This window comes from Algoriphagus taiwanensis (genome assembly GCF_036245645.1).
In the GTDB taxonomy this organism is placed as follows: Bacteria; Bacteroidota; Bacteroidia; order Cytophagales; family Cyclobacteriaceae; genus Algoriphagus; species Algoriphagus taiwanensis.
Genome location: NZ_BTPE01000012.1, coordinates 98398 through 121680, shown reverse-complemented (window position 1 = coordinate 121680; position 23283 = coordinate 98398). Strand labels below are relative to the sequence as shown.

The window sequence follows — 23283 nt, the reverse complement described above, 5'->3', positions numbered from 1 at the left end:
TTTCACTCAATTTGATATTATTTGCAGCATGGCAAAAGTGATTTCCTTTCAGGTCCCCAAGTCACAGCGGGAGTTTGTTCGCTATCAGGAGGATAGAGGGGCGCATTTTTATGATAAGCTACATCAGCATCCTCAGCTGCAGTTGACGGTGATTTTGGAGGGAAAAGGTCAGCTGCTCAGTGGGGATTATGTGGGGAGATTTCAGCCGGGAGATTTATTTTTTTTAGGAGAAAATGCTCCGCATGTTTTTCGGAGCGACCCGGAATATTTTGAAGAAGGCACCGAATTAAAATCTTCAGGAAATACCATTTTCTTTGATTTCCAAGCCTTGGGCAAGGCTTTGGGAGAACTGGATGAGCTACAGTCTATGCGGAAATTTGAGGAGTTTCAAGGTTTGTGTTTTCAAGTACAGGGTGAAACTGCCGAACGGATCAAATCTATTTTCCCTCAGGCAGAAAAAAGCGAGGGGCTTCATCGCTTTCAGTTGGCATTCCAAATGCTGAATTGGCTGGAGGAAGCAAGGGGGGATTTGGTCCGATTAAATGAGCCGGGGCTGATGCGGGGACTTTCGGAAAAGGATGGCAGTCGGATGAACCGAGTCATGCAGTTTTTGCTCGAAAATCGCTTTCGGTCCATTACCCTGGAAGAGGCAGCCGGACAAGCCCATCTTTCCAAGGAGGCATTTTGCCGGTTTTTCAAATTGAGAACCCGAAAAACCTTTACGCAATACCTTCAGCAACTTCGGATCAGCGAAGCCCAAAAATTGCTTCAGGAAACGGATTTGGGGATTTCGGAGATTGCTTACAAGGTAGGTTTTGAGAATTTATCCTATTTCAACCGGAGCTTTAAGAGCCATACCGGGATGACCCCCAGGGAGTTTAAAAACTTAGCGTAAATGTGCCGAGACTTTTTTGGTTATGGTCTTTTTCACACTTGTCCATGTTTGGCCTTTTAGACTCACAGGATTCTCGTCTTCTTCGGCATCCTGGAAATACACCATCACCTGAGGAATGGAAATCAGGAGATTCTGAGTGCTGTATTTTTCCTTATGGCTTTGGATAAAATCTCCCACTGAGTAGTGCTGAAGAAGCTCTGCAATATCCCAGAAATCTTTCTTTTTCCCCCGACCCAAAATAGCCTGAATCTTCATGGCCATGATATCTCTATCGGAGAAAAAACGAATTCCTTCTATGGATTCTGTTTGGTCGATTAATGGATGTGGGTGACGAACTATATCCACTTTCACATCCCAGATATAGCAAAATATTCCGAAATGAGGAGGTTTGTCTTCAATAGTGAATTGTTCACCAAATTCAGTCTTGAGACAAGAAATAACGTCTTCATTTTCAAATCTGGAAGTGGAAAAAAGATCCAAATCGACAGATAAACGATGTCCATACTTTAATGAAAGGGCAGTCCCTCCAACTAAAGCAAACCCTTGAAGACACGGAAGTTTACAAAGGTCTCTTAATAGGGAAAGAGTTCCGGGTTCGACTGTCTGAGTTTGTAGCATCTGAAATCTTCTACTGGTCGATCAATTACGGCTGCAGCAAGATACATTCGCATTTGAGGTAGAAATTTCGCATTCAGCAAAACTTCTGCCACCAACTCATCTCCATAGTATCTTCGGCAATTGCGAATATCCGGGGTGTCTCCCCGCTCAAAAACCCGCTCGATGACAAACTTGTATTTTTTGTCGTAATCGATCTGTTCAAAATTCACATCCCAGAAAATGCGTTTGTCAAAAATGGGTTTGGGCTTGTCACTCATATCGGAAAATTAAACAGGAATAGGCAAACAAGAAAGGGGATCGTTGATTTTGAAATCAATCTGGCAAAGCAAATGCCACATAGGCGTCTCCACTTTTAGTGCCCTTGCCTCCTCCGCAGGCAATGACCAAAAACTGCTTTCCGCCTTTCTCATAGACTGCCGGAGTGGCATGACCTGCGGCCGGGAGTTGGGCTTCCCAAAGGAGTTGACCTGTTTCTTTGTCAAAGGCTCTGATTTTCTCATCCTTGGTCGCAGCGATAAACAAAACTCCGCCTGCCGTAACTACCGGCCCTCCATAGTTTTCAATGCCGGTATTTTCAAACCCCATGGTTTTCAGGGAGTCAATAGAGCCCAAGGGAATCTGCCATTTCCTAAAGCCGGTATTCATGTCGATCGCCGTCAAAAGTCCCCAAGGAGGATTGGAACCATAGATTCCTTCCTTGGTGGTCAGTCGCTGATAGCCCTTCATGTAGTAGCGGGGATAGAGCTTGGAGCTTTCTGCTTCCAGTTCCTTTTTATCTCCTGCATCTGCTTTTCCCAGTAGGTAGTCAATCAGAATACCTCTTTCCTCAGCGGAAATATGGGAAAAGGCCGGCATCGCTCCACGGCCTTTTCGGAGCAGCTGATCCAAAGAATCAGCCGAGTATTTTTCCTTTAATCCCAGCAAACTTGGCAAAGCCGGAGGATTGCCTTTTCTGTCCAGCCCATGGCAATTGCCGCAGTAATTGCTGTAGATGGATAGGCCCACATTCCCGAAACTGGCATTGGGAGTCATATCGATCAGCCAAGGGATTTGATTGGCATTGACGTAAAGGGTTTGGGTTTGGGGATCGAAGGAAGCGCCGCCCCACTCCCCGCCTCCATCCATCCCGGGGAAGAGTACAATAGGTTTCTCCGGATGAGGAGGAGCCCAGGTATCCCCCAAGATAGCACCCTCAAGCTGAGTTCGGATGTCAGATTCCCATTCGGGCGTGAGGTTGAGGATGTCTTTTTCTTCGAAGACCATATTCATAAATGGCTCTGGAAGGGTAGGGATAGGCTGAGTTTTTGAACTCACCTCACCGGGCATCACGCTTTGGGTTACCGGAGTTTCCTGAATGGGCCAAATAGGCTTCCCGGTTTCTCTTACGAATACGTAGGTCATGCCTTGCTTGGAAATCTGAGCCACAGCATCAATCCATTTTCCGTCTTTTTGGATTCGGATAAGGTTAGGATTGGCTGGAAAATCACGGTCCCAAACATCATGATGAACCGCCTGAAAATGCCAGATCCGTTTTCCGGTATGGGCATTTAGGGCCAAAAGTGAGTTTGCATACAGATTATCTCCGGTCCGGTATCCACCCCAAAAGTCATACGTAGCCGAGCCAGTTGGGACAAAAACAATCCCACGGCTTTGGTCCACAGTCATTCCTGCCCAATTGTTGGCTGCTCCGATTTGGCGGATGTATTTGGGATCCCAAGTCTCATAACCTTCCTCCCCTTCATGCGGAATGGTGTGAAAAATCCACTCCCGCTTTCCGGTTTTGATATTGTAAGCCCGGATATTTCCCGGTGCAGCATCCAAGCCTTCGGAGAGCCGCATGCCCATGATCAGTTTGTCTTCGAAAACTACGCCCGGGGAATTGGAGACAATCAGAAAATCCTCCAAATCCGTATCCAAGTCTTTTCGCAGATCCACTTTTCCCTGATCCCCAAAACTCAAAATCGGTTCTCCAGTCTGCGCATTCAGCGCCATCAGCCAATTGCCTGCGGTAAACAAAATCCTCTTATCCTCGCCTTCCTCCCAAAAGGTCACGCCTCGGTTGGTTCCGGCCCAAGAATTTTCCCCACCCAAAACCTGAAAGGGATCAAAACGCCAAACTTCTGCTCCAGTTGCGGCATCCAAAGCAAAGACATTGAGTTTGGGAGTGGTTCCGTAAAGCAATCCATCTACCACGATGGGCTGACACTGAATCTGACTGCGCTCGGTAGCATCTCCCGTGTGATAGGTCCAAGCCACTTGGAGTTGGGAGACATTGTCTTTGGTGATTTGGGTCAAAGCTGAATACCGGGAACCGTCCTCCGGTCCTCCATAGTACGACCAGTCGGTATAGTCGATTTCCGGGGCTTTTTCTGTGCAGGAGAAAGTCAGCAAACAGACAGCGGAAAAGAGGATTTTTCTAAAATTCATGGGTTTGGAAATGTTTCGGGAAGGGTGTCATGCCAGTGTTTTTTCATGACTTCGCGCTTGATTCGGAGTAGTCACTTGATCAAACTTTTGGTCGTAATCCTCTCTAAGCGTGCCAAACAACCGATCCCAAATCAAGGTGTAAAGCCCGTAATTTCCATGGAAATATTGGTGATGCTGGTTATGTGCGGTTCCGGTGTTGATCCATTTTCCGATCCAGGTTCGGTGAAAATTTTTGGGATAAAGCTCATAGCCCAGGTGCCCGTAGACATTGTAAGAAAACTGAAACAGCATGAATAGCCCAAATGCGGCCTGATGGATCGGTAAGACAAAACCCAAAACCAAAATAATTCCGGCCTCAATGATCGCCTCCAAAGGATGAAAAGCATAGGCTGTCCAAGGGGAGGGGTTGGTAGATTGATGATGAACTCGGTGGATCGCCTTGAAAAGCCGAGGATGATGCATCAGCCGATGTGCCCAGTAGAAATAGGCATCGTGGATCAAAAACATCAAAGGGAAACTGAGGTAAAAATAAGTCCATCCAAATTTTTCAACATCCCGATAATAAAGCGTGTAAGGATACAAAAGAATAAAAGTCACCGCAGCTACCGTGGCGAAGATCAAAATGGTGATCAAAGAGTAGGTTATGTCCCGGGAGTAATCTTTGAGCTTGGGGAATTTGGCTTGCATTTTTCGGTTGGCCATTATTCCCTTTAAAATGAAATAGAAAAGGAAAAAAACCGTGCCGGCAATCAGGAAATAGCGAAATGTAACATTCCCTGCGATTCTGGTCCACCGAATGAAGAAGTCTTCCCAAATCATAGCATTCTATTGAAGACTCTCAAGTTAATCAGAGAATCCTTTCCAGTCAAAAGAGGAGGATTTACTCTCACAGATTCCACGGATGCCCACAGATAAAAACTCATCTTTGATGATCTATGACATCTGTGAGCAAAGGTGTTTTTGTTTGGAATTGATGATTGAAATTTTGTTGGTGATAATAAGGTGAGGAATTAACTCAGCTGGAGAAAACTCTCACAGATTCCACGGATGCCCACAGATAAAAACTCATCTGTGATGATCTGTGACATCTGTGAGCAAAGGTGTTTTTGCTATGAATTGATGATTAAATTTTTGTCAGTAAGGGTAAGTTGAGGAATGGTCACAGCCGGAGAAAACTCTCACAGATTCCACGGATGCCCACAGATAAAAACCCATCTGTGATGATCTGTGACATCTGTGAGCAAAAACGTAAAGAAAAATCCTTAGGTGCCTTTGGGTCTTCGTGGCAAAAAATGTATTTACTTTGAGCCATGTGGAAGGAAATCTCGGTTTTGATCCAAAAGGAAATCACGCTTGAGTGGAGGCAGAAATATGCTCTAAATGGGATTTTGCTCTATGTGGTTTCGGCGGTTTTTATCACCTACTTGAGTGTCGGTGCCAAAATGGGTAACCTTTCCATCCCTACTTGGAATGCGCTGTATTGGATCATTATCCTCTTTTCCGCGGTAAATGCCGTGGCAAAGAGCTTTGTACAAGAGCATCAAGGACGTCAGTTGTATTACTACATGATCGCTTCGCCAGAGTCGATTATTGTTTCAAAAATCTTGTACAACACTGGTTTGACGCTGATTTTGGCTCTTTTAGGTTATGGAGTTTTTTCTGTGATTTTGGGAAATCCAGTTCAGGAACAAGGTTTGTTTTTGTTGAATTTGGTTTTGGGTTCCGTGGGTTTTTCAGCTTCCTTAACCATGGTCAGTGGGATTGCTTCCAAAGCTGGAAACAATGCGACCTTGATGGCTATTTTGAGTTTCCCGGTGATTATCCCGATTCTGTTGATGGCCATCCGAATATCCAAAAATGCCTTGGATGGATTGGATTGGAGTGTCAGTGCAGATAAGTTGCTTAGCCTTTTGGCGATCAATGCGATCGTGGCAGCTACGGGGTATATTTTGTTTCCTTATTTATGGAGAAGCTGAATTTGATGTACGATTGACGAATTACGATTTACAAGTGGGTAGGGAACTCCAAGCCTACACTAGTAAATCCTTGCTTTTTGATTTTAAGGTCAATAATTGAGGGCTTTTAACCTTTAAATTTTCGAAGTCTTCAATCAATCTCCCCAATTTTTCGATCTTTCAATTTTCCAATCCGCCTCGGCGGACAAGTTTCTTCAATCCTTCTATCTTTAAACCATGGAAAATAAAATTGCCCTGATCACCGGAGCGACTTCCGGGATCGGAAAAGCTTCTGCGATTACCCTGGCCAAAATGGGTTACGATATCATCGCCACAGGACGTAGAAAAGATCGGTTGGATGAATTGGCGAAAGAGCTCCCTGCAGGAGTTCGATTTTTGCCTTTGGTTTTTGATGTGCGTGATCGGGAAAAAGTGGGCAAAATCTTGGGTAATCTTCCCTCAGAATGGTCCTCCATCGATGTCCTGATCAACAATGCCGGGAATGCCCATGGCCTAGATCCTATCCAAACCGGAAATCTGGACGATTGGGATGCCATGATGGATATCAATGTAAAAGGATTGCTATACGTCTCCAAAGCCATTATTCCAGGCATGACCGAAAGAAAATCTGGCATCATCATCAACATCGGTTCCATCGCAGGGAAAGAAGTCTATCCCAACGGGAATGTGTACTGCGGTTCCAAGCATGCCGTAGATGCTATCACCAAAGGCATGCGAATCGACCTAAACCCTTTTGGGATCAAAGTCATCGGCATTCATCCCGGCTTAGTGGAAACAGAGTTTTCTCTGGTCCGATTTAAAGGAGATGAGAAACGTGCTGAAACGGTTTATCAAGGATACGAACCCCTTTTGGCTCAGGATATTGCCGATATCGTGGAGTTTGTGGTCAATCGTCCTGCGCATGTGGTGCTGGCCGATATTGTGGTCCTTCCCACGGCGCAGGCCGCAGCTACTTTAGTAAAGAAAAATCTGACTTCATGAGAAACTGGGCTTTGATTGGAATAGCCTTGGCTTTTGCCTGCTCCGCTCCCAAAAGCGATCAGGAAACTTTTTCGGAAATGCAGCGGGAGGAAATCTCTCCCATTGCCACTGTGGAAGCAACAGCCTCAATTTCTTCTCTTGAGCAGAAATTGATTGATCAGCGACTGGTGGAAATCCAAGCCGTTGACCCCAGCATTCGAGTGGAATTGAAATATTCCACAGAGGATAATTTCTTTGGTCAGGATGTTTATGGAGAATTGACTCGATGTTATTTACAGCCTGAAGTGGCTCAGCGTGTCAAGGCCGCCAACGAGGCCTTACAAAAAGAGTATCCGCACTTGACCTTGCTGATTTACGATGGTGTCAGACCATTGAGTGTGCAGCAGATTCTTTGGGATAGCCTGGACAAGCCGGATAGCATCAAGCCGCTCTATGTGGCTGATCCCAAAATAGGTGGATTGCACAACTTTGGTGTGGCGGTAGATTTGACCATTTTCGATACCCAAGCTGATTCGGTTTTGGACATGGGGACTACTTACGATTACTTCGGTTATCCTGCCTATCCTGACCGAGAAAAGCAGATGCTGGCTGAGGGAAAAATTACCCAAACCCACATTGCCAACCGAGAAATCCTCAGAAAAGTGATGAAAGGGGCAGGTTTTACAGGAATCGGTAGCGAATGGTGGCATTTCAATGCATTTTCACGAAAAGAAGCCGGGGAGAAATTCCCCCTTGTTCAATAAGCTTTGAGAATCAAGAAGCTAAATCCAAGAGTCAAGAATATTTTCAATAAACCATAACCCAAATCACCTCGCCTATGAAACTTAAATCCACATTTCTCACCTTTCTTCTGGCAATTCTTGTCAGTGCAGGTTCCTTTGCCCAGCAAGGCGGTCAGTTTAGAGTTTTGGTATTTTCCAAAACTGCCGGATTCCGGCATCAGTCCATTCCCGAGGGAGTAGCGGCAGTCAAAAAACTCGGTCAAGAAAATGGCTTTGGAGTCTATGTTACTGAGGACGCCAATCAGTTTACCGATGAAAACTTGGCCAAATACGATGTCGTGGTCTTGCTGAGTACAACCGGGACCATTTTCAATGATGCCCAAAAGGCAGCTTTTCAAAAGTTTGTGCAAAGCGGAAAAGGAGTGGTCGGAATCCACTCTGCTACAGATACTGAGTACGAATGGCCTTGGTACAATCAAATGATCGGAGCCTATTTCCTAGCTCATCCACGCCAACAGACGTTGAGAATGCAGGTTTTGGATCGATCCCATCCTTCCACCTGGCATTTGCCGGAAAATTGGCTTTGGTTTGATGAATTGTACGAATTCAGAAATATCAATCCTGCCATCAAGGTCTTGATCAATGCGGATGAAAGCACCTACGAACCTGCCAAACCTATGGGAGCGAATCACCCAATGGCTTGGTATCATGAGTTTGATGGAGGAAGAGTGTTTTACACCGCTTTGGGTCACGTGGAGGCCGCTTGGGCCAATCCTGTTTTCTTGCAGCATGTCCATGGAGGTATCTGGTACGCTGCCAAAGGAAAGCTTCCAAAATGATTTCCCGTTAAATCAACTTAAAATCAGGAAAAAGATCAGGCTTCGGAACTTCCGAGGCCTTTTTTGGTTTTTCTTTACAACCAAATCAAGAATACCATGCTGAAAGCACAAGCACGCCCTGTTCACCTCTACATGGAGGCCAATCCCAATCCTAATTCCCTGAAATTTGTGGCCAATTTTATGTTGGTAGATGAGGGAGTAAGTTTTGATTTTCCGGATGTAGGCAGCGCCGACAATAGCCAGTTGGCTAAGGAACTTTTCAATTTTTCAGCCGTGCAGCGGGTGTTTATAGCTTCCAATTTTGTCACTGTGACCAAATCCGAGGACGTGGAATGGCCGGAAATCCAAACCATCATCCGGGATCATATCAAGCAGTATCTGGAATCAGGTCAAAAAGCTGTTCAGGCCAGTTTTGATAAGGATCCGCTTTTTGATGAGAATGACTCGGAAGTGGTCAAAAAAATCAAAGGGATTCTCGACGAATACATTCGTCCCGCAGTAGAGCAGGATGGAGGAGCGATTGTTTTTCATTCTTTTCAGGATGGCGTAGTCAAAGTCCTTCTTCAGGGCTCTTGCTCAGGCTGTCCATCCAGCACAGTGACGCTCAAAGCTGGCATCCAAAATCTGCTGACCCGTATGCTTCCTGAAGTGAAGGAAGTGGTGGCAGAGGGAATCTAAGCGTAAAACGATATGGGCAAAAGGGATTGGTCCTGGGCTTTTCTTGGGGTTTTGGCCTTGGGAATACGGTATTTTGCTATGCAAAATGCCGAGCTCACCGATGACCTGTATTCCCGGAAGTTTTTCCCCGGGGTGAGAAATGTAATAGACCTCACCTTGGGCTATTTGCCTTTCCCAAGTGTCTATCTCTTTTTGGTTTTGATTTTTCTGATAATCGGGATTTACCTTTTTCGATTATCCAAAAGACAAGGCTGGAAGGAGAAGACACTATATACCCTTCAGGCTGTAGCGAATGGTGCAGGAGCCTTGGTTTTCTTCTTCCTGATCCTTTGGGGATACAACTATCAGCGGACTCCGATCTTTCAGCAGCTGGAGCTGAAGCCACAATCCCTCCATTTGGAGCAGATCGAGTCAGAAATCAAACTCACCCAAAGGCTGGTGGAACTCTACCGCTCGCGGCTTACTCAGGATACCACGGCTATTCAAAGCACCTTGCCATATCGGGATTTGGAGATACTGGTGCGGTCCAACATGAGTGAAAATCTGGAAATTCTTGGTCTCAATTTTACCGGCCGACCACGAACCAAACTTTTTCCCCCTCCGGGATTTATGAGAAAGATGGGGATTCTTGGTATTTATTTTCCTTTTACCGGAGAAAGCTACATTGATCCCACGCTTCACCCTCTGGAGCAGCCATTTACTGTGGCTCATGAAATGGCCCATAGCTACGGAGTGACCGATGAGGGAGAGGCCAATTTCATTGCCTGGGTCATCTGTGCTAATTCTGAAAATTATTTGCTTCGCTACTCCGGGCATTTGAGATTGCTTCAGTACCAGATGAGAGACTACTTCCGGATGGAGCCCGAGAAATACAAAGCCTGGGTCAAAACCATTGCTCCCGGAGTCCTTGCCGATCTGCAATCCATCAGAGAAGCAGCCGAGGCGATCAAACCTTTTTCTTTGGAGCTTTCCAAAAAGTCCAATGACCTCTTTCTCAAGACACAAGGCGTAAAAGCTGGGGTGAACTCCTATCAGCAATTGCCCATGCTTGCCTATGCCTGGAGAAAAAGAATCAATTTCGAGGAGTAGATTTTTTGTTTTTGGTGTCTTGGGTATTAGTTTTCCTCCCAAGAAAATTACCAATCAATGAAAACTCTCTTTTTATCAGCATTCCTTCTTTTTTCCCTCAATTTTGTTTCCTTCGGACAGATTGAAATGGAGTCCGAACGAGATAATGACGGTGTGGTGAGCATCTATGCAATCAATCGTACGTCTATCCCACATACCGTCGTGATCAATTTTTCTCAACTTCAAAACATGACCACTTCAGGAGGGGGAAATGTCACTGCCTTGGCTTCTCCGGGTAGGTCAAGAGTAGCCACGCTTAAACCCACCCTTTCAGGACAAGGGACTAACTACCGATATTCCTATTCTTATGTGAAAGGTAATCTTTTTGCCAAGTCCAAAACCAAAGCAGTCTACCTCATTCCGGTAGAGGCTGGCCACGAAGTTATGGCTGCGCAAATGAATCCCTTGGCCACCCAATTGGATAAAAATGAGCAGGTGGGAAGTTATGTGGGGGTTTCTTTTTCCTTTCCCTCGCCCACAGCTATTGTAGCTCCACGGAAGGGCGTGGTATCTTCCATGAAAATGGACTATGTAGGGGACAAGGAAAACTTGAGCTTTAACAGGGAAGAGAATTTCATTGAGCTGTACCATGAAGATGGGACTTTCACCAAAATCTCCGTACTCAAGGCCAATTCAGCCCAGGTCAAAGAAGGAGATTTGGTATTTCCCGGCGATATCATTGCTCAGTCAGGTGGAGAAAACTACTCCTCCGGTCCTCATGTGCGAATGATCAACCTACGTCCCGTCAAAAAAGAGGCAGATAAACTAGGCATGGAGGCCTTTCCTGTCACTTTTGTAGGGGAAAAGGGTGAGATTTCTTTTAACCAGCCCGAAAAATTCACCGTGGCCCATCCCGAGGAGGTGGTGATAGCTGAAATGAGCAAAAGAGAATTGAAGGCCTTTCAGGAAGGAAAATAGGTCAGACAGCTTTTTTTCTGTTGCCGACCCATACCCCAAGAATAACTGCTGCGATTCCAAAATAATGGCCTAAAAGAAGTACCTCTCCGTCCAGTACTCCCCATAAAATAGCCACAATAGGAATAGTGTACGTGACCAGACTTGCAAAAAAGGGACCTGATTGCTTGACCATGATATTGAAAAGAATGAGAGCAGTACCCGTGCCCACCATACCCAATACAGTCACGTATCCCAAAGCTTCCCAAGCCCGGGGATGAGTGACCAGTTTGTAAGAAAACTGCGTCCCTGCAAATAGGTACATCAAGGCCACGGGAAGTATCATTAGTAGGGAAATCGAAGAAATTTCTATAGAAGTGAGTTTGGTGAAGCGGGTCCGGATTACGTAGAGATTGAAGCTGTAGCAAATACAGGCTGCGATTACAAATAATGCATAGGCATTGATGCCGGTGAGGGAGCTCCAGCCCCCGCCTTCTTTGTATGCCACCAAGACAATCACACCGGCAAAGGCTATAACCAATCCGAGGAAATTTCTTCGGGTGATTTTAGTGTTAAAAAACAGGGCTCCCACCAAGACGACAAACAAGGGCGTAAGGGCATTTAAAACTCCGGTCAGTGAACTGCTAAGCTGGGTCTGAGCCATTGGAAATAAAAAAGCGGGGATAAAACTTCCCAGCATCCCGGATAGGAGCAGATTTTTGATTTGGGTTTTATTCAGGTTTTTTATTCTTGGCAGGGATAAGGGGAGCAAAAGGGATGCTGCTGCCACCATCCTATAGGCACCTACTTCACCCGGCGAAAAAACTTCCAGTCCTCTTTTGATCAGAATAAAGGAGCTTCCCCAGATCAGGGTAAGTATGGTCAGCAAGCCCCAGCTAAGCAGACTGTTTTCCGAGGAAGAAGAGTTCATGCGGGTGAAAACAATTTGGAATTGCAAAAGAAAGCAATCCACCCCATAAAAGTTCAAAAAAAAGACCTCCGGAAAAATATCGGGAGGTCTGGTTGATTTCATTTTTTAAAATTCATATTCCGCATAGGCTTCGGCAACCTGATCTAGGATTTCACATACCTGCGAATACGTATCAGCAGTGACCATTTCGGTTCGGTAGGGCTTGAAATTGGGCATGCCTCGGAAATAGTTGGTGTAATGCCTTCTCATTTCCAAAATCCCCTGTTTTTCCCCTTTCCATTCGATGGAAAAGTCCAGGTGCTTTTTCGCTACAGCCAGTCTTTCTGCCAAATCCGGAGCGGGAAGTTTTTCCCCGGTAGCCAAATACTGCTTGATTTCATTGAAAATCCAGGGATATCCAATGGATGCCCGGCCGATCATCATCCCATCCACGTTGTATTTGGACTTGTATTCAGCAGCTTTTTCAGGCGAATCAATGTCTCCGTTGCCAAATACAGGGATATGCAAACGAGGATTGTCTTTTACCAGATTCAGCCAGGACCAATCTGCCTCACCCTTGTACATCTGCTGTCTGGTTCTTGCGTGGATAGAAATTGCCTGAATCCCTACGTCCTGTAGTCTTTCGGCAACTTCTACGATTTTGATGGTGTCATGGCTCCAGCCCAGTCGGGTCTTCACCGTAACAGGAATATTCACCCGCTTGACAATCTCGGCGGTCATGGAGACCATTTTGGGAATATCCAACAGAATTCCAGCACCGGCTCCTTTGCAGGCTACTTTATGAACAGGACAGCCATAGTTGATGTCCAGAATGTCGGGCCCTGCTTCCTCTGCAATCGCAGCAGCTTCCCGCATGGATTCGATCTCGTTTCCAAAGATTTGAATCCCAATTGGGCGCTCATAGTCATATACATCGAGCTTTTGGACACTTTTGGCGGCATCCCGGATAAGCCCTTCGGAACTGATAAATTCCGTGTACATCAAGTCAGCTCCATTCTGCTTGCAGACTGCGCGAAAAGGCGGATCACTGACATCTTCCATCGGTGCCAGCAGCAAAGGGAAGTCACCTAATTCTATATTTCCAATCTTAACCACTTCTCAATTCTAAATTTGGCGTAAATTTAGCCCAAATATGGAGATTTACGAAACTCAGGCAGAAATCGCCAAACGCAAAAACTGGCTTTTGTCCTTGGTAGTCATTGTGTTAGTGACTTTTGGAACCCTGATCTTGCTGCAGGCCGTTTCTTTGGCCTTTGTTCCCTTACTTTTCAATCTGTCCGTGGAAGACCTTTTGGGGCTGATGTCGGGCAATTATGATGTCCCTAATGGCCGAATGGCTTTGCTTTTTGTGCAGGGGATAGGTTCAGGTATCGGCTTTTGGGTCGCTGCATGGATCATCATGAAATACATAGAAAAGGCCGACCTGCATTGGGAGATTCAAGGGGAAAGGCTCAATTCCAAAAACTTGATTTTATCCCTTGGTATCACCTTTGGGGCAATGCTGTTCAATGGACTGCTGGTCTATTGGAATGCTCAACTCACGCTACCTGAGTCTATGGCAGGTCTGGAAAACTGGATGAAAGAGATGGAGACCCAGCTGATGGAGCTGACCAAGTATCTGACCGATTTCCAGACAATCCCTGAGCTCCTCGCTGGAGTTCTGGTCATAGGGGTATTGGCTGGTGTTGGCGAAGAGGTGTTTTTCCGGGGCTTGGTGCAGCCTAAAATGCAATCCTACCTCAAATCTCCCCATTGGGGAATTTGGATTACCGCAATTATCTTCTCTGCGATTCATGTGCAGTTTTATGGATTTGTTCCAAGGGTATTTTTGGGAGCTTTATTTGGCTACCTGTATCATTATTCAGGAAGTCTGTGGTATCCGATTTTAGCCCATATTTTCAATAATGGCCTCACAGTCTTGATTGTCTATTTTTCCAATCAGGGAGCTTTGGATTTTGATTTGGAATCAACGGATACCGTTTCTTACCCTGCAGCTTTGTTTGGGCTTTTGGTTCTTATTCTTGGATTCCTTTACTTTAGAACAGTCAACCAAAAGACAAATGCAGAATTGGATCAGGGTATTTGAGGATCAAAATCAGATCAGGGCCGAAATAGTCAAAGGGGTTTTGGAAGAAAATCAGATTCCTGCGGTGGTTCTCAACAAAAAAGAAACAGTCTATAAACTTTATGGGACATTTGAGGTCCTTGTACCCCATGACCAAGCCCTGATAGCTCTCCAACTGATTCAAAATGAGATCACGTTTTAATATCAATAATTACAGCAATCTCGGACAGCGTGCCATCACTGCGGTGATTGGGGCTTTTATTGTGGTGGGCGGATCGATCTATTCCGATTGGACTTATTTTTTGATTTTCGGAGTCATTCTGGCTTTTTCCCAAATGGAATTCTACAAGCTTTCCGGCTTGGACGGGATGTTGCCCTTGAAGAGTTTTGGCACTGTTCTCGGCTTAATGATTTTTACGCTGACTTTTATGATCGAGAAAGAGCGGCTTTCTCACGAATACCTCTATTTGATCTTTCCCTTAGTCTCCCTCACTTTTTTCATCAAGCTGTATAAAAAAACAGACAAAAAGCCATTTACAGGAGTTGCCTTTACCTACTTGGGGATTTTCTATGTGGCGGTGCCCTTTTCTTTATTGAATTTGGCTGTGTTTTCGGTTGGAGCGGAGTATCACTATGAAATCTTGATTGGATGTCTTTTGATCCTTTGGGCCAGTGATACAGGGGCCTATTTTGCCGGGACCAAATTTGGAAAGACCAAGCTATTCGAGCGGGTCTCACCCAAGAAGTCTTGGGAAGGTTTCCTGGGAGGAGCTTTCTCCGCCATTGCGGTAGCTTTTTTGATTTCCCAATACTTTCATGTCTTGGCCGACTGGAAATGGCTGGTAATCTCAGGGATTATCATTATTGCCGGTACTTATGGAGACTTAATTGAATCTCTTTTCAAGCGTTCGATTGAGATCAAAGACTCAGGAAATGGACTGCCCGGTCACGGGGGATTTATGGATAGATTTGATGGATTGTTACTTTCAGCCCCCTTTATTACTGCTTTTTTGAAAATCTTTTAATTCTTAAGTGGGCAGTCTGAAAATCCTCTTAAGTTTGTACCGCATTTCACTTAATAATCAAACCCAATATGGCTTACATTGAACCGGCCCCAATTAAGGATAAAGAGAATCCATTGGAGTCAATGATGGAGAGATTCAATATCGCAGCTGAAAAGCTTGGACTTTCTGATGAAGTCTACAACGTATTGAAGAATCCTGCCAAGCAAGTAATCGTCTCTCTTCCCATCACCATGGACAACGGAAAGATCCAGGTTTTTGAAGGGATTCGGGTGATTCACAGTAATATTCTCGGGCCTGCAAAAGGCGGTATCCGCTTTGCTCCGGACGTCCATCTGGACGAGGTGAGGGCGCTAGCAGCATGGATGACATGGAAGTGTGCTGTTGTGGACATCCCTTATGGAGGTGGCAAGGGTGGTGTTCGCTGTAATCCACGCGAAATGTCCAAAGGAGAAATCGAACGACTGATGCGTGCCTATACTATGGCTATGATTGATGTATTTGGTCCGGACAAAGATATTCCTGCACCGGATATGGGTACAGGCCCTAGAGAAATGGCTTGGTTGATGGATGAGTATTCCAAAGCTCACGGAATGACGGTGCCAGCTGTGGTGACCGGAAAGCCTTTGGTTTTGGGAGGTTCCTTGGGAAGAACTGAAGCTACCGGACGCGGGGTAATGGTTTCGGCTCTTTCAGCTATGCAAAAACTGAAAATCAATCCTTTCCAGGCGACTTGCGCAGTTCAAGGATTTGGAAACGTGGGAAGCTGGGCTGCTCAGCTTTTAGAGGAAAGAGGGTTGAAGATTACGGCTATTTCTGACCATACAGGTGCATTCTACAACGAAAAGGGAATCAATATTGAAGAAGCCATCAAGCACAAGGAAGCAAACAATGGTACCTTGGAAGGCTTCAAAGGAGGAGATTTGATGGAAAACCCCGGGGATTTGTTGACCCTTGATGTGGATGTGCTGGTTCCAGCTGCACTCGAAGACGTGATTACCGCTGCCAATGCAGATAAAATCAAAGCCAAGCTAATCGTGGAAGGAGCCAATGGCCCTACTTCTGCAAAAGCTGACGCCATCATCAACGACAAAGGAATCATGGCAGTGCCTGATATTTTGGCTAATGCTGGTGGGGTGACTGTTTCCTATTTTGAATGGGTGCAAAACCGACTCGGATACAAATGGACCGCAGATCGAGTTAACCGTCGCTCCGACCGAATCATGAAGGATGCATTCGAGCATGTGTATCAGGCATCCCAGAAATACGATGTACCGATGCGAATAGCAGCTTACATTGTTGCTATTGACAAGGTGGCGAAGACCTACACCTTCCGTGGCGGTTTCTAAATCAATTAAGAGAATCTAGTATCTTTGAGGCGTGGGTGATGAATCCACGCCTTTATTTATCTCATACCATGACTATACATAGAGAAGGAAGAGTCCTGTTGTTTTGGCTGTTGATTATTCTGGTGGCCGGAAATTACCTGATAATTTATTTCTATCCTGATGCCAGACTTTGGTCCAACGTGGCTATTTTGGGCAGTTTGGTGTTTTATCTGATTATTCTCCAGTTTTTCAGAAACCCCATCTTCAAGCTTCCCAAAGATGAAAGCTTGGTTTATGCCCCTGCAGATGGAAAAGTGGTGGTAATCGAAGAGGCTTTCGAAGATGAATTTCTAAAAGAAAAGCGGAAGCAAGTTTCCATCTTCATGTCTCCTATCAATGTGCATGTCAATCGCTCTCCGGTAAAAGGAGTAGTGGAATTTTTCAAATATCATCCCGGCAAGTACCTCGTAGCTTGGCATCCCAAATCCAGTACGGAAAACGAACGGACTTCCATGGTGCTGAAGACTGATTCCGGGGTGAAAATCATGGTGAGGCAGATTGCCGGTGCTTTGGCCAGAAGAATCAAATGGTATGTCAAAGAAGGAGATCAGCTAGAGCAAAACGGAGAATTCGGCTTTATCAAATTCGGTTCCCGTGTGGATTTGTACCTGCCTTTGGATGCTGAGATTTTGGTTGCTATGGATCAAGTCACCAAGGGGGGAAGGACTCCGATTGCACGACTGAAGTCCTAACTAAGAGAAGAATTCCTTGCTTTTTGTAGCAAATTGAGATTAGGGATCGTATTAGGTAGGTACAATCCCTAATCAGACTTTTATGAAATCTTTCTTTTACACCTTATCCCTAGTTCTCCTTGTAAGCCTCTTTGGTTGTCAGGAATCAGAAGAGCCTTTTCAATCTCCATTGAGTGGAACATGGGAAAATAGGGAGTTTGATGAAGCAGCAGGGCTTTGGTTTGTGGAGGTGCTGACTTTTAAAAATGACACCCTGATGGAAGTCCAAAAAATTGTACGGGAAACGGAAATAGGGGAGACCCTTGGCTATCGGATGATCGCAGACTCTTGGTATAATCTGGAGGGAAGTACTTTCAAATACTATTATTCCTACGCTTTGATCAATTTTGGTGGTGCCTCAGACTCGGAAGAGAAGCCTTATGGAACCAAGGAAGAGCTTAAACCCGGGGTTGTGGACTTTTTCAGAGTACCAACAGGGACACTTACTTTTTTTGAAAATGGAAATCGATTCAGATTCCAAGAGGATTGCTGGAGAGTAGGTACGGCAGAGGATTGTTTGCCTTTTCCTCTTAGAGAATATGTTAGGGTCAATTGACCCTTCTTTTGCTTTTATAAAGTCCGAATCCCAAACCTAGGGTACTAAGAAAAAAAATAACTGTGGTCCATTCAAAGGTTCTGCGGGTCGAAAGTGCTGCCTCTATTTCTTTGTCTTTTTCCGATAAGGCCCTTTTTAAGGCTTGCACGTCCTGTTCCAGACTCATGGTAATAGTCTTGTAATCCTCCTTTTCCTGAGAAATCACTGTGGTTTCAATAGCGCCGATCATTTTCAGCTCGTCCATAATCTGATTGTCTTTGGCCAAGATTCTCTCTAGCCATTCGTTGGTTTCGATCATGTCCTTTTTGGTGCGGTTGCCAAAAATGCCAGACTTTTTGGATTCGGATTCTTTCCACTGTCGATGAAGGCTTTCGCGCTCTGCCACCATTTTTTCCAATTTGGCGCTTTCCAAGCTTCCGGATTGCATCCAGGCAAGTAGAAGAGTAAAGATAAAGGTTAGCATAGTCGTGTATTTGGATATGACTTTTGCAAAATATAAGCCAATTCAGTGGGTAGGATTCAGTTTGCAGAAGGCGGTTCTCAGTAGGCAGTTGAAAGAGTTAAATTTTCAGCTTTCTGAATTTAGACTTCTGATCCATAGTCTGAATCTGAAAAAAGTGTAGGATAACCGGATGCTCTCTACAACTTACCATCCACTCCTTGCCACTAACATTTCTTCACTTTGGTTCAGACTACTGCTTACTGCCAACTGCTCATCCAAGCCCGGGTCATCTCCTTTTTCCCGGGAGGTCCGGGGAGGGTTTCTACTTCCAGGCCTAGGTCCTTCAAATCCCGCTTGACTTGGCCTTTTGCGCAGTAAGTAGTGAAAACACCACCGGGGCGCATGTTTTCGGTGATTTTTGCCAGCAAGGGTTTGGCCCAAAGCTCAGGCTGCTTGCTCGGAGCAAAAGCATCAAAAAAGACCACATCCATAGGGTAAAGCTGCGCCTCCTCCAAGGTGACCTGATCCTTTTTCATATTGAAATAGTCGGAAACTGGCCCACCTGCATTCCATGCTGCCTGATGAAGGGCTTCAAAATATTTGTGGTAATGCCAGATGCCGTGGTCGTGCTCAATGTAGTTGAGCTGGGAGTAGATTTCCTTAGAGAGTGGAAAGGGCTCGATGGTATGATACAAGACAGGTACCTTGTTTTGCTCCGCCCAGACTAGAGTCAGCCAAGCATTCAGTCCCGTCCCAAAACCTACCTCAAAGATCCGGATGGGGTATTTTCCGGGATTCCGGGCAAGCCAAGAATCCAGCCCGTAGATCATGAAAACATGGAGAGATTCTCTATAGGCACCATGAAAACTATGATAAGTCTCCTGAAGGCCCTCATGATAGAGAGAATGAGAACCATCCTCGGTCGTAATGATCTTTACTTTTTCACTCATACTTTATAAATCAATGCGGTGCAATAAGCGGATATTCCCTCCTGCCTACCCACAAAACCAAGCCATTCGGAAGTCGTGGCTTTGATGGAAATCGCCTCTTCGCTTACATTCATCACTTCTGCCAGACAGTTTTTCATCGCAGGGATATGTGGATTGAGCTTGGGGAGTTGAAGGCAAACCGTTGAATCCAGGTTTCCCACTTCGTAACCTGCCTCACGGATCATTTTCATTACCTCTTTCAAGAGGATTTTGCTGTCAATTCCTTTGAATTTGGGGTCTTTGTCAGAAAAGTGATAGCCGATATTCCGCATGTTGGCTGCTCCAAGAAGCGCATCACAGATCACATGGATCAAAACATCTGCATCAGAGTGCCCGACTGCCCCTTTTTCAAAGTCGATTTTGATGCCTCCCAACCAAAAGTCATAGCCTTCCTTGAGCTGATGGACATCGTACCCAAATCCTATTCTAAATGGTGTCATAGTGCTTGTGCTTGGTAATAAATCACAGAAGATTGATTTTCATTGAGAAGTTTTTTTGCCCAGGTTTGGATTCGGTCCGGATCAAGGGCAGATTTTTTCACAAATTCTTCCTCATAAATATCAGGATTTCCCAAATGGGCATAATAGGCCAGATTCATCGCTCGGTTAAGCAACTGAATGGATTCGTAGACCTTCATGCTTTCCGATTGGTTTTTGATTTTTTGAAGCTGAATTTCAGAAACTGTATTTGCCAAAAACTCCTGCAAAACTTCATCCAAGGCTTCCTCGGCCTGCATCGACTTGATGTTTTTCTCCATTTTTCCGGAAAAGACCAAAAGCCCCGGATCTACAGAACCGGTAATGTAGGCACCAACCGAGGCAAATCGATCTCCGTTTCTGACAAGTTTTTGCTCCAATAGCGAAGACTTACCAAATCCCAACAAATCGGTAATCAAATCCGCTTCCAAATAGCCTTCTTCTCCTCGAGCGGGCATTTTAAACGCCTTATATAAAGCATCAGTTGGAACTCGGGCCTCCAGTTGCTGAACTTTTCTGCCGGTTTGGGGCAGTTCTTTGGGAATAGACTTTGATTTGAACTTAGGGTTTTGGATAGGACCAAACCATTTTTGGGCCAGCCGAAGGACTTCTTGGTGATCGATATTGCCTGCCACCACCAAAATGGCATTGGCCGGAAAGTAATTTTCTTTGTAAAACTCCCACACATCTTCTTGCGTGTAGTTTTCGATGTCCGATAGCGATGCTCCAATGGTCGGCCATCGATAAGGATGGGAATCGTAAGCGAGCTTTCGCATATGGTGCCAGACATCTCCGTAGGGTTGATTCAGATAGCGCTGCTTGTATTCTTCCAAAACCACTTTCCGCTGAGTTTCGACCGTTTTTTCTGAAAGAGTCAGTTGCAGCATGCGATCAGATTCCAGCCAGAAAGCCGTCTCCAGATTGCTGGGGGGCAAAGTCATGTAGTAATTGGTGATATCCGGGCTGGTAAAGGCATTGCAAGATCCGCCAGCCCGCTCCAAAGCCCGGTCAAATTCCGGGACATTTGCCGAGCTCCCAAACATCAAATGCTCAAAAAAGTGAGCTAAACCGGTTTTTCCGGGCTTTTCAAATCGGGAACCTACCTTATAAAGCAGGTTGAATACTGCAATCTTGCTATTCGGGTCTTGATGGGTGATGATTTCAAGACCATTATCCAAGAAGTTCCTTTGGTAGGGAATCATGAATTGGGAATGTTTCGGGTAAATAAAAAGTTCAAGGGGTTATTTTGTTTCTTTTTAAGAAAGAAAAAGCAATTTAGCCTTCTCTGACTGCCACTGATGTAAGATGTCCTGATTTTTGGAAAAAAAAACGAACTTTGACCAAAACGACTCAGTTACTCTCCCCAAAATCACTCCGCCCATAGATGAAAAAGTACTGTATTGATCTTGAAAAAACCGGCCAGTTTTCATCATTTTTTTTGGATTACATTAAGGGAAAAGAAAGTCTCCGTCCTTTTTATACTCACCTTCCACGTTTGGAAAGTTTTGAGGATGCAATTAAAGCAAAAGCTTTCCCGGAGTCGAGTCGAAAAACTCTCCATAATGCGCTTTTGGAGCAGTATCAATCCCTTACGATCAAGGATGAGGTACAGTCCAATCTGGATGCTTTACTGGATGGGAAGACCTTCACCGTGACTACAGGGCATCAATTGAACCTCTTTACCGGTCCCCTCTACTTCATCTATAAGATTGTGTCCACCATCAATCTGGCCAGAAAGCTGAAGGATGAATTTCCCGATTATCACTTTGTGCCGGTCTATTGGATGGCGGCAGAGGATCACGATTTTGATGAAATCAATTATTTCAAACTCGATGGCAAAAAGTATCAATGGAACAGTAATCAGACCGGAGCAGTAGGGGATTTTGAGCTGGATCAGAGCTTTCGGGACTGGATGAAAGAGATTCATTTTGCCCCGGAGGTGTTTAAAGAAGCATATTTAAAAAGTAAAACTCTCGCTGAAGCAGTAAGAAAATATGTAGATGGGCTTTTTGGTGATGAGGGCTTGGTTGTAGTGGATGGCAATCATTCGGGTCTCAAGTGGGAGTTTGCTTCAGTGATCGAAGACGATCTTTTCTATCATTCCGCCTTCCAGCAAGCATCTGATTACACCCAAAGACTGGAAGACTTGGGTTATAAAAGTCAGATATATCCCCGAGAGATCAACTTTTTTTACCTGGAAAAGGGAATCAGAGAGCGCATTGAGCTAGTAGGCGAGGAGTATCGAGTCTTGAATACAGAAATTTCTTTTTCTCCAAAGGAAATGAAAGACCTGATTCAGGCCCATCCGGAGCGGTTTAGCCCGAATGTGGTCCTTCGCCCCCTTTATCAGGAAATAATTCTCCCCAATCTGGCTTATTTGGGCGGTCCGGCAGAGGTGGTTTATTGGTTGCAGCTGAAGGGAGTCTTTGACCATTTTCAAATCCCTTTTCCGGTCTTATTGCCAAGAAATTTCGGGTTGATTTTGGATTCAGTTGCTTCAAGGAAAATGAATCAGCTGGGTTGGAGTGTGGAGGATTTGTTCAGTGATTTTTCTTCCTGGAAAAAGAGCTACGTAGAGGCCCATGCTTCTGTGGATTTCAATATGGATGAGCAAAAAAGACAAGTAATTGAGCTTTTTCAGAAAAAAGGAAACGAGGCAGAAGGTTTGGAGAAGAGTCTGAAATCGGCATTCGATGCGGCGCAGGTTCGGAGTCTGAAAATTCTAGACCATTTGGGGGGAAAGCTAAGGAAAGCCGAAGAACGAAGGCAGGAGGTGGTTCTTGCTCGGGCCAAAGCAGTATTGGACTTTGCAGCTTCTGGAGGTGTGCCTCAGGAGCGGACGGTCAATTTCATGCAGTTTTACCTTGAAAATCCAAAGTTGATATCTGAATTGATGGAGAATTTTGACCCATTGGAGTTTAAGCTATTTGTTTTACAATACGAATGATCACCAGCACCAAAGAACAATTGAGGTCCTTCTACCGGGCCAAGCGGATGGAGTTTTATCCTGAGGAAGTAGAAAAAAGATCCAGAGCTATTGCGGACCGGGTATTGGCTTGGTTACAAGCTCACCCTGAAATCGAGCATATTCACCTGTTTTTTCCAATTATCAAGTTCAATGAGATCAATACTTTCTTATTGAGAGAGGAATTGGAAAAGATAGGGAAGACGCTTTACACTTCCCGGGTAAATCGAAGCGCCACCGAACTTGAAACCTTAAAACTTCCAAGAGAAGCGGAGTTTTTCGAAGACGAGTGGGGTATACCGGTTCCTCAGGAATCCATTCAGGTGTCTTCTTCCAAAATCCAATTGGTATTTGTGCCTCTATTGGCCTATGACAAAAAAGGAAATCGGGTGGGTTTTGGGAAAGGATATTATGACTCGTTTTTGGGAAGTATGAATCAACCGGTGGTAAAAATGGGTTTGAGCTTTTTTTCTCCAGAAGATCAAATAGAAGCCGAACCCCATGATGTTTCTCTGGATTATTGCATTACTCCTGAAAATGTCTTTACTTTTTCAGCCTAA

At 45.1% G+C, this 23283-nt stretch carries 26 protein-coding genes; 16 read left to right on the top strand and 10 right to left on the bottom strand.

The genetic code is table 11. From position 1 onward, the window contains the following. Window positions 1-28: 28 nt before the first annotated feature. Window positions 29-895, top strand: a complete 867-nt coding sequence (locus tag AAA938_RS16005; protein WP_338229761.1) for an AraC family transcriptional regulator — start codon at window positions 29-31, stop codon at window positions 893-895. On the opposite strand, the gene AAA938_RS16000 is transcribed toward AAA938_RS16005, so the two are convergent. Genes AAA938_RS16000 through AAA938_RS15985 form a run of 4 tightly spaced genes read right to left on the bottom strand, consistent with a single transcriptional unit; the run spans window position 887 to window position 4759 of the window. Beyond that, on the bottom strand, window positions 887-1513 hold the full coding sequence (locus AAA938_RS16000) for a nucleotidyl transferase AbiEii/AbiGii toxin family protein (protein ID WP_338229760.1): 627 nt from the start codon (window positions 1511-1513) through the stop codon (window positions 887-889). The two genes, AAA938_RS16005 and AAA938_RS16000, sit on opposite strands and share 9 nt — an antisense overlap. Then, window positions 1468-1770 carry a DUF6922 domain-containing protein gene (locus tag AAA938_RS15995; RefSeq protein WP_338229759.1) on the bottom strand — a complete coding sequence of 101 codons (303 nt, stop codon included), beginning with the start codon at window positions 1768-1770 and terminating at the stop codon, window positions 1468-1470. Before AAA938_RS15995 ends, AAA938_RS16000 begins: the two co-directional genes overlap by 46 nt. Window positions 1771-1825: 55 nt before the next feature. Then, window positions 1826-3940: an outer membrane protein assembly factor BamB family protein gene (locus AAA938_RS15990; protein WP_338229758.1), complete on the bottom strand. Its 2115-nt coding sequence runs from the start codon at window positions 3938-3940 to the stop codon at window positions 1826-1828. A gap of 27 nt (window positions 3941-3967) precedes the next feature. Beyond that, window positions 3968-4759: a sterol desaturase family protein gene (locus tag AAA938_RS15985; RefSeq protein ID WP_338229757.1), complete on the bottom strand. Its 792-nt coding sequence runs from the start codon at window positions 4757-4759 to the stop codon at window positions 3968-3970. 491 nt (window positions 4760-5250) lie between these two features. Here AAA938_RS15985 and AAA938_RS15980 point away from each other — a divergent pair, with 491 nt between their 5' ends. The 7 genes from AAA938_RS15980 to AAA938_RS15950 all read left to right on the top strand — a co-directional run bounded on the left by AAA938_RS15980 (window position 5251) and on the right by AAA938_RS15950 (window position 11182). Continuing rightward, complete coding sequence (locus AAA938_RS15980; RefSeq protein WP_338229756.1) at window positions 5251-5916, top strand: heme exporter protein CcmB; 666 nt, start codon at window positions 5251-5253, stop codon at window positions 5914-5916. 216 nt (window positions 5917-6132) lie between these two features. Beyond that, window positions 6133-6897, top strand: coding sequence for an SDR family NAD(P)-dependent oxidoreductase (locus AAA938_RS15975; RefSeq protein WP_338229755.1), 765 nt, complete (start codon window positions 6133-6135; stop codon window positions 6895-6897). Window positions 6898-6974: 77 nt separating this feature from the next. Beyond that, window positions 6975-7640 (top strand): M15 family metallopeptidase, encoded by a 666-nt coding sequence (locus tag AAA938_RS15970; protein ID WP_338229796.1) that lies wholly within the window; start codon window positions 6975-6977, stop codon window positions 7638-7640. 74 nt (window positions 7641-7714) lie between these two features. After that, window positions 7715-8458, top strand: coding sequence for a ThuA domain-containing protein (locus tag AAA938_RS15965; protein WP_338229754.1), 744 nt, complete (start codon window positions 7715-7717; stop codon window positions 8456-8458). 96 nt (window positions 8459-8554) lie between these two features. Continuing rightward, complete coding sequence (locus tag AAA938_RS15960; RefSeq protein ID WP_338229753.1) at window positions 8555-9136, top strand: NifU family protein; 582 nt, start codon at window positions 8555-8557, stop codon at window positions 9134-9136. A gap of 12 nt (window positions 9137-9148) precedes the next feature. After that, window positions 9149-10225 (top strand): DUF3810 domain-containing protein, encoded by a 1077-nt coding sequence (locus tag AAA938_RS15955; protein WP_338229752.1) that lies wholly within the window; start codon window positions 9149-9151, stop codon window positions 10223-10225. 57 nt (window positions 10226-10282) lie between these two features. Continuing rightward, window positions 10283-11182, top strand: a complete 900-nt coding sequence (locus AAA938_RS15950) for a M23 family metallopeptidase (RefSeq protein WP_338229751.1) — start codon at window positions 10283-10285, stop codon at window positions 11180-11182. A gap of 1 nt (window position 11183) precedes the next feature. Here the strand turns inward: AAA938_RS15950 and AAA938_RS15945 are convergent, their stop codons facing one another. Both AAA938_RS15945 and dusB read right to left on the bottom strand, forming a co-directional pair. Then, complete coding sequence (locus AAA938_RS15945; RefSeq protein WP_338229750.1) at window positions 11184-12089, bottom strand: DMT family transporter; 906 nt, start codon at window positions 12087-12089, stop codon at window positions 11184-11186. 105 nt (window positions 12090-12194) lie between these two features. Then, window positions 12195-13184, bottom strand: coding sequence for a tRNA dihydrouridine synthase DusB (gene dusB / locus AAA938_RS15940; protein ID WP_338229749.1), 990 nt, complete (start codon window positions 13182-13184; stop codon window positions 12195-12197). A gap of 37 nt (window positions 13185-13221) precedes the next feature. Here dusB and AAA938_RS15935 point away from each other — a divergent pair, with 37 nt between their 5' ends. From AAA938_RS15935 to AAA938_RS15910, 6 genes are all read left to right on the top strand, one after another. Next, complete coding sequence (locus tag AAA938_RS15935; protein ID WP_338229748.1) at window positions 13222-14175, top strand: CPBP family intramembrane glutamic endopeptidase; 954 nt, start codon at window positions 13222-13224, stop codon at window positions 14173-14175. Beyond that, window positions 14150-14356, top strand: a complete 207-nt coding sequence (locus AAA938_RS15930; protein ID WP_338220837.1) for a putative signal transducing protein — start codon at window positions 14150-14152, stop codon at window positions 14354-14356. Before AAA938_RS15935 ends, AAA938_RS15930 begins: the two co-directional genes overlap by 26 nt. Continuing rightward, on the top strand, window positions 14340-15179 hold the full coding sequence (locus tag AAA938_RS15925) for a phosphatidate cytidylyltransferase (RefSeq protein WP_338229747.1): 840 nt from the start codon (window positions 14340-14342) through the stop codon (window positions 15177-15179). The genes AAA938_RS15930 and AAA938_RS15925 overlap by 17 nt, the downstream gene beginning before the upstream one ends. A 68-nt stretch (window positions 15180-15247) precedes the next feature. Continuing rightward, window positions 15248-16525: a Glu/Leu/Phe/Val family dehydrogenase gene (locus tag AAA938_RS15920; protein WP_338229746.1), complete on the top strand. Its 1278-nt coding sequence runs from the start codon at window positions 15248-15250 to the stop codon at window positions 16523-16525. A 68-nt stretch (window positions 16526-16593) separates the two neighbouring features. Further along, entirely contained in the window at window positions 16594-17256 is a 663-nt protein-coding gene (locus AAA938_RS15915; RefSeq protein WP_338229744.1) for a phosphatidylserine decarboxylase family protein, read from the top strand. Window positions 17257-17338: 82 nt separating this feature from the next. After that, on the top strand, window positions 17339-17851 hold the full coding sequence (locus tag AAA938_RS15910) for a hypothetical protein (RefSeq protein WP_338229743.1): 513 nt from the start codon (window positions 17339-17341) through the stop codon (window positions 17849-17851). Here AAA938_RS15910 and AAA938_RS15905 read toward each other — a convergent pair. The 4 genes from AAA938_RS15905 to AAA938_RS15890 all read right to left on the bottom strand — a co-directional run bounded on the left by AAA938_RS15905 (window position 17844) and on the right by AAA938_RS15890 (window position 20960). Continuing rightward, window positions 17844-18314, bottom strand: a complete 471-nt coding sequence (locus tag AAA938_RS15905) for a Clp protease ClpB (protein WP_338229742.1) — start codon at window positions 18312-18314, stop codon at window positions 17844-17846. The two genes, AAA938_RS15910 and AAA938_RS15905, sit on opposite strands and share 8 nt — an antisense overlap. A gap of 236 nt (window positions 18315-18550) precedes the next feature. Further along, complete coding sequence (gene mnmC2 / locus AAA938_RS15900) at window positions 18551-19243, bottom strand: tRNA (5-methylaminomethyl-2-thiouridine)(34)-methyltransferase MnmC2 (RefSeq protein WP_338229741.1); 693 nt, start codon at window positions 19241-19243, stop codon at window positions 18551-18553. Continuing rightward, the gene (gene ispF, locus AAA938_RS15895) at window positions 19240-19722 is read right to left on the bottom strand and encodes a 2-C-methyl-D-erythritol 2,4-cyclodiphosphate synthase (RefSeq protein ID WP_338229739.1); all 483 of its coding nucleotides are present in this window, start codon (window positions 19720-19722) and stop codon (window positions 19240-19242) included. The genes mnmC2 and ispF overlap by 4 nt, the downstream gene beginning before the upstream one ends. Further along, window positions 19719-20960, bottom strand: a complete 1242-nt coding sequence (locus AAA938_RS15890) for a M16 family metallopeptidase (RefSeq protein ID WP_338229738.1) — start codon at window positions 20958-20960, stop codon at window positions 19719-19721. The genes ispF and AAA938_RS15890 overlap by 4 nt, the downstream gene beginning before the upstream one ends. A gap of 182 nt (window positions 20961-21142) precedes the next feature. Between AAA938_RS15890 and bshC the strand changes: the two genes are divergently transcribed. Together bshC and AAA938_RS15880 are read left to right on the top strand one after the other, a co-directional pair. Further along, window positions 21143-22705, top strand: a complete 1563-nt coding sequence (bshC, locus tag AAA938_RS15885; RefSeq protein WP_338229737.1) for a bacillithiol biosynthesis cysteine-adding enzyme BshC — start codon at window positions 21143-21145, stop codon at window positions 22703-22705. Next, the gene (locus AAA938_RS15880; protein WP_338229736.1) at window positions 22702-23283 is read left to right on the top strand and encodes a 5-formyltetrahydrofolate cyclo-ligase; all 582 of its coding nucleotides are present in this window, start codon (window positions 22702-22704) and stop codon (window positions 23281-23283) included. The genes bshC and AAA938_RS15880 overlap by 4 nt, the downstream gene beginning before the upstream one ends.